This is a genomic window from Allobosea sp. P1_A7 (assembly GCF_056406775.1).
On the sequence record NZ_JBFTZN010000362.1, the window covers coordinates 1 to 4,792 of the forward strand.

Consider the following 4,792-nt stretch of genomic DNA (forward strand, 5'->3'; position numbering starts at 1 on the left):
GCGCAACGATTACCGGCACTGGAGCGATCCTGCATGAAAGCGGGACCACGACCCTGAGCGGCATAAACACCTTCCGTGGGACGACGACGGTGAACGGCGGTTCGTTGATCGTGAACGGATCGCTAGCGGCCTCTTCGGGGCTGACCGTTGCGGCGGGTGCGCGGCTCGGCGGGTCCGGTCAGTTGCCCTCGACGGTGGTGAACGGCACGCTGGCGCCGGGCAATTCGCCGGGAACGCTGACGGTCAACGGCACCCTGACAATGGGCGCGGGCTCGGTCTATGAGGCCGAGATCCAGGGCGCGGTCGCAGACCGGGTCAATGTCACGGGCACCGCGAGCCTCGCAGGGACGCTCAGGTTGGTGGCACTTGGCGGCCCCTATTCCTTCACGACGCGCTATACGCTGCTCTCGGCGCAAGGCGGGCTCGGCGGGACGCGCTTTGGCACGCTCGATTCGACCGGCCCCTTCGGAGCCGGCATCGCCACCAGCCTGGCCTATACCGCAAACGACGTGATGCTGACCCTTGCGCCAAAGCCGCTGGCCGGCTTCGTCGCATCGCTCTTGAACGCCTTTTCGGTTGCCGCAGGCCTCGATCGGGCGGTGGCGGGCGGAGCCGATCCGTCGGCGCTGTTCGGCATCTACAACCTGCCGGCCGCAGCAATCCCCGGGGCGGTGAACCAGCTTTCGGGCGAGGCGCATACCGCAGCGCCGGCAATGGCGGTCTCGGCCGCCGACCAGTTCCTGCGTGCGATGCTCGATCCCTTCGCGGCGGGCCGCGGCAGCGCGGGGGCTGCTCCCGGCGAAGCCTCCTTCTCCGGCCTCGTCCGCAAGGGCGCCGACGCACCGACCGCGCCGGCTTTCCTCGATCCGCCGCCATACACCGTCTGGGGCGCAGCCTTCGGCTCGGTCGGCCGCACCGACGGATCGACCAGGGTCGGCTCGGCCAAGCGCGATCTCGACGATGCCCATCTCGCCGTCGGCGCCGATTTTCGGATCATGCCCGGCACGGTTGCGGGCTTTGCGGTCTCCGGCGGCAGCGCCCGGTCCTCGCTCGCCGGCGGTCTCGGCAAGGCCGAGGCCGATGTCTTCCAGGCCGGCCTCTACGGCACGACCCGGCTCGGGCCGGTCAATCTTGCCGCTGCCTTCGGCTATGGCCGGCTCGAGAACGAGATCAAGCGCAGTATCCCGGTGCTCGGCAGCGCATTGTCCTCGTCCTATGCCACCACCGCCTGGAGCGGCCGGCTGCAGGCGAGCGCCGCGGTGCTGTCATGGAACGGCCTGACGCTCTCGCCGCTGGCGGCGCTGCAGGCGATCCAGGCCCGCAGCCCGGGCCTGATCGAGGCGAACTGGGCCGGGGCCAATGCCGGCGCGCTGGCGCTCGCCCGGCGCAACGACATCACCTCGCGCAGCGAGCTTGGCCTGCAGCTCGATTATGCCAATAGCCTGAACGGGTTGCCAGTCGCCGGCTATCTCCGGGCGAGCTGGGCGCATTACTACCAGCGTGACGCCGGTCTCTCCGCCTCGATTGCCGGCCTGACCGGCTCAGGCTTCGCGGTCGAGGGGGCCAGGCCCGCCCGCAACAGCGCGCTGCTCGCCGCCGGGCTCGACCTCAGGCTCAGCCCCTCCGTCACGCTCGGCGCCCGGCTCGACGGCGAACTCTCCGGCTCCACCAACCGCCTCGGCGGCCAGGCCCAGGTCAGGGTCAGCTTCTAGATCATCGGACCGGATATCGTATCCAGTCCGATGATCTAACCCTTTGTCTTTGCATCGGCTTCCCCGAAAAACCCCAATCCACTTTTCGGGCCGATGCTAAGGCGCGGGCATTCCGGCCGCGTGCATGAGCTCGGTCGAATGACAGCCATCGGAGTTGCAGCCGAAGGCTGCCCGCGCTTAAACGCAGCATGCGCCAGGCCCTGCTGATCGTGGACGTGCAAGCCAGCTTTTCGCCGCCGGAATGGCTGATCCAGGGTATTGCGGCTGTCGTAGCCGGTATGCCCTCAGTCGCGACGGTCGAGAGGCATGACGAGGCGGTGACGCCTTTCGAGCGTCAGTTGGGCTGGAAACCCGGCCTGTCGGACGAGAGCCTGGTTCCCGCCGATCGCGTCTTCGTCAAGCACGGCTATCTGCCGCCGGCCRCGATGATCGACCATCTCCAAGGCATGCAGCTGGAGCGTGTGCTGGTCTGCGGCCTGCAGGCCGACACCTGCGTCCTCGCCGCCGGCTTTGCCCTCTTTGATGCCGGGCTCAGTCCGGCGCTCCTGAGTTGGTTGACCGTCGGCTCCTCCTTGGATCGTTCCGGCGAATTGGGTGTCCGGCTCTGGCGCCACCATTTCGGTGCGGTGATCCTGAGCCCTGATGAGCTTCTGGCGGGTTAGCGCGGCCTTGGCTCCGATCCGGCTCGATGTAGCATGACGAAGCATTAATGCCCGCGTCATCGAACAGATCGGCCCGCCTCCCTATGCGGAGTGTGCTCGGTGTTTCGCTTTCAGGACGCGTCGCGTGAGTGATCTGACGCGATACCGATCGCCTGGCCTCGAGTGCAGGTCGAAGCAGTGAATGCTCCCTGCGCGCGTCGTTACTCGTACCGGGAATACCCGGGCGAGGCCTCGGCCCGCGGGAGGAGGCGCCGTGATGGGGAGATAGCGGCGCCTCCTCTTCGATCGCGCATGGAGCGGTCGGCATCTCGAGGCCGGCGAGCCTGGCGGCATGACGTGTGTCGCGCTGGGCTCAGCGTCGTCCCGACTGGGGGCGCTGGGCGGCCATCACCCAAGAAAAAAGGGCCACGCCAAAGGCGCAGCCCGAAGTCTAGGGAGGAAACGCCCAAGGAGGGCGCCACAGCATCTCTGCTGCGGTGCACAGGAGATAGGGCGGCACTCTCGCGACTGCAAGAGGAAAAGGGCAGTATCGCTGCCCTTTTTTCAGGCGGCCTGCTCAGCCTTGCTGCAGGGCCGCGGGATCCATCCACATCACCTCCCAGACATGGCCGTCGAGATCCTGGAAGCCGTGGCCATACATGAAGCCGTGGTCCTGCGGTTTCGCATAGGTCTTGCCGCCGGCGGCGACCGCAGCATTGACCATCGTGTCGACATCGGCGCGGCTTTCGCGCGACAGGCAGGTCAGGACCTCGGTGACCTTGGTCGCGTCGGCAATCGGCTGCGGTGCAAAGCCTGCGAATTTCTCGTGCGTCAGCAGCATTGCGAAGATGGTGTCACTGATCACCATGCAGGCGGCKGTGTCATCGGTGAATTGCGGGTTGAAGTTGAAACCGAGCGCCTTGAAGAAGGCCATGGACTTCTGCAGGTCCTTCACCGGCAGGTTGACGAAGATCATCTGGGGCATGGTCGTTCCTTGCTTGTTTTTGGTGGTGTGGGTTGGGAAACGGCCGCCGCCATAGGCGGTAGCAGTCAGGGCTGGGACAGTGCCCTGAGATCGTGCCGGAAACGGTCAGGATCCGTCCCGGGCAAGAGCGCGTCGACCTCGCGGTGGATGCGCTCCCAGGTCGGGACGGCGAGGAGGAGCAATGCATGCCCGGCTGGCTGCAATGTCAGCAGCCGGCTGCGCCGATCATCCGGATCGCTGTCGACCGAAACGAGACCGCGCCGCTCGAGCGGCTTGAGCGCCGCCGTCAGGGTGGTGCGGTCCATGGCAAGGAGGTTTGCCACCGGGCCGAGGCTCGGTGGTTGCGGGCGATTGAGCGACATCAGCAGCGAGAATTGCTGGTTCGTCAGCTCAAACGGTCGCAAAGCCTCGTCAAAGCGCCGCGCAAGTGCCCTGGCTGCCCGCTGCACATGCAGGCACAGGCAATGGTCCCGCACATGCAATGTGGTCTCGAAGGGCAGTCGGTTCTCGGCGGAAAGGGGGATGGGCTTTGACATGAAGTTTTTATGTTGATATCAACTTATCTTGTCAAGAGGGGCGTTTCTGAAGGAGGAAGGCCATGCAGCAACACCCGGTTGTTTCACGCGAGGACTGGCTTGCCGCGCGCAAGGTTCTGCTCGCCCGCGAGAAGGAAGAGACGCGTCTGCGCGACGCGGTGAATGCCGAGCGAAGCGCCTTGCCCTGGGTCCGGGTCGAGAAGAACTATGTCTTCGACACCCTGACAGGGAGGCGGCGGCTGGCGGAGCTGTTCGACGGGCGCAGCCAGCTGATGATCTATCATTTCATGTTCGGGCCGGAATGGGAGGCAGGTTGCCCCGGTTGTTCCTTCCTGGCTGATCATCTCGACGGCACGCTGGCGCATCTGAACAATCACGACGTGACATTGGTCGCAGTTTCGCGCGCGCCGCTGCAGAAGATCGAGGCCTATAAGCGTCGCATGGGCTGGCGCTTCCCCTGGGTCTCGTCCCATGGCAGCGACTTCAATTTCGACTACCACGTCTCGTTCACGCCCGAGCAGCTCAAGGGGGAGAGCGTCCGCTACAATTTCACCGATACGCCGGTGGGCAATGCGCATGACGAACTGCCCGGACTGAGCTCGTTCATCCGCAACGAAGCCGGCGAGGTGTTTCATACCTATTCGAGCTATGCGCGGGGCCCGGAGGAGCTGATCGGCACACTGATGATCCTCGACCGCGCCCCCAAGGGCCGCAATGAGGACTCGACCATGAGTTTCGTCAAGCGCCACGACGAGTACGAGACGGTGCCGATGGCCGCAGCCTGCTGCGCGTGATTGAAGGCCTGGTGCGCCCGGAACCCGGGCGTCACCCGGCCGATGAGAAGCGCAGGACCGGGGTCCATGCCAGCCTTGAACCATCCAGGTTCGGGCACGGCCCCCGGGGCTCTCTTCACCGCCC

5 protein-coding genes are annotated in these 4,792 nt (G+C 65.8%); 3 read left to right on the plus strand and 2 right to left on the minus strand.

Going from position 1 to position 4,792, the window contains the following annotated elements; genetic code table 11:
- Nucleotides 1-1,712, plus strand: a 1,712-nt coding sequence (locus AC1D34_RS34095; RefSeq protein WP_476826631.1) for an autotransporter family protein, incomplete at its 5' end; no start/stop codon positions are given.
- 188 nt (nucleotides 1,713-1,900) lie between these two features.
- The gene (locus AC1D34_RS34100) at nucleotides 1,901-2,374 is read left to right on the plus strand and encodes a cysteine hydrolase family protein (protein WP_476826632.1); all 474 of its coding nucleotides are present in this window, start codon (nucleotides 1,901-1,903) and stop codon (nucleotides 2,372-2,374) included.
- A gap of 556 nt (nucleotides 2,375-2,930) precedes the next feature.
- On the opposite strand, the gene AC1D34_RS34105 is transcribed toward AC1D34_RS34100, so the two are convergent.
- Together AC1D34_RS34105 and AC1D34_RS34110 are read right to left on the minus strand one after the other, a co-directional pair.
- On the minus strand, nucleotides 2,931-3,338 hold the full coding sequence (locus AC1D34_RS34105; RefSeq protein WP_476826633.1) for a VOC family protein: 408 nt from the start codon (nucleotides 3,336-3,338) through the stop codon (nucleotides 2,931-2,933).
- Nucleotides 3,339-3,403: 65 nt separating this feature from the next.
- Nucleotides 3,404-3,874, minus strand: coding sequence for a MarR family winged helix-turn-helix transcriptional regulator (locus AC1D34_RS34110; RefSeq protein WP_441490381.1), 471 nt, complete (start codon nucleotides 3,872-3,874; stop codon nucleotides 3,404-3,406).
- A 62-nt stretch (nucleotides 3,875-3,936) separates the two neighbouring features.
- Between AC1D34_RS34110 and AC1D34_RS34115 the strand changes: the two genes are divergently transcribed.
- On the plus strand, nucleotides 3,937-4,668 hold the full coding sequence (locus AC1D34_RS34115; RefSeq protein WP_441490380.1) for a DUF899 domain-containing protein: 732 nt from the start codon (nucleotides 3,937-3,939) through the stop codon (nucleotides 4,666-4,668).
- Nucleotides 4,669-4,792 lie beyond the last annotated feature (124 nt).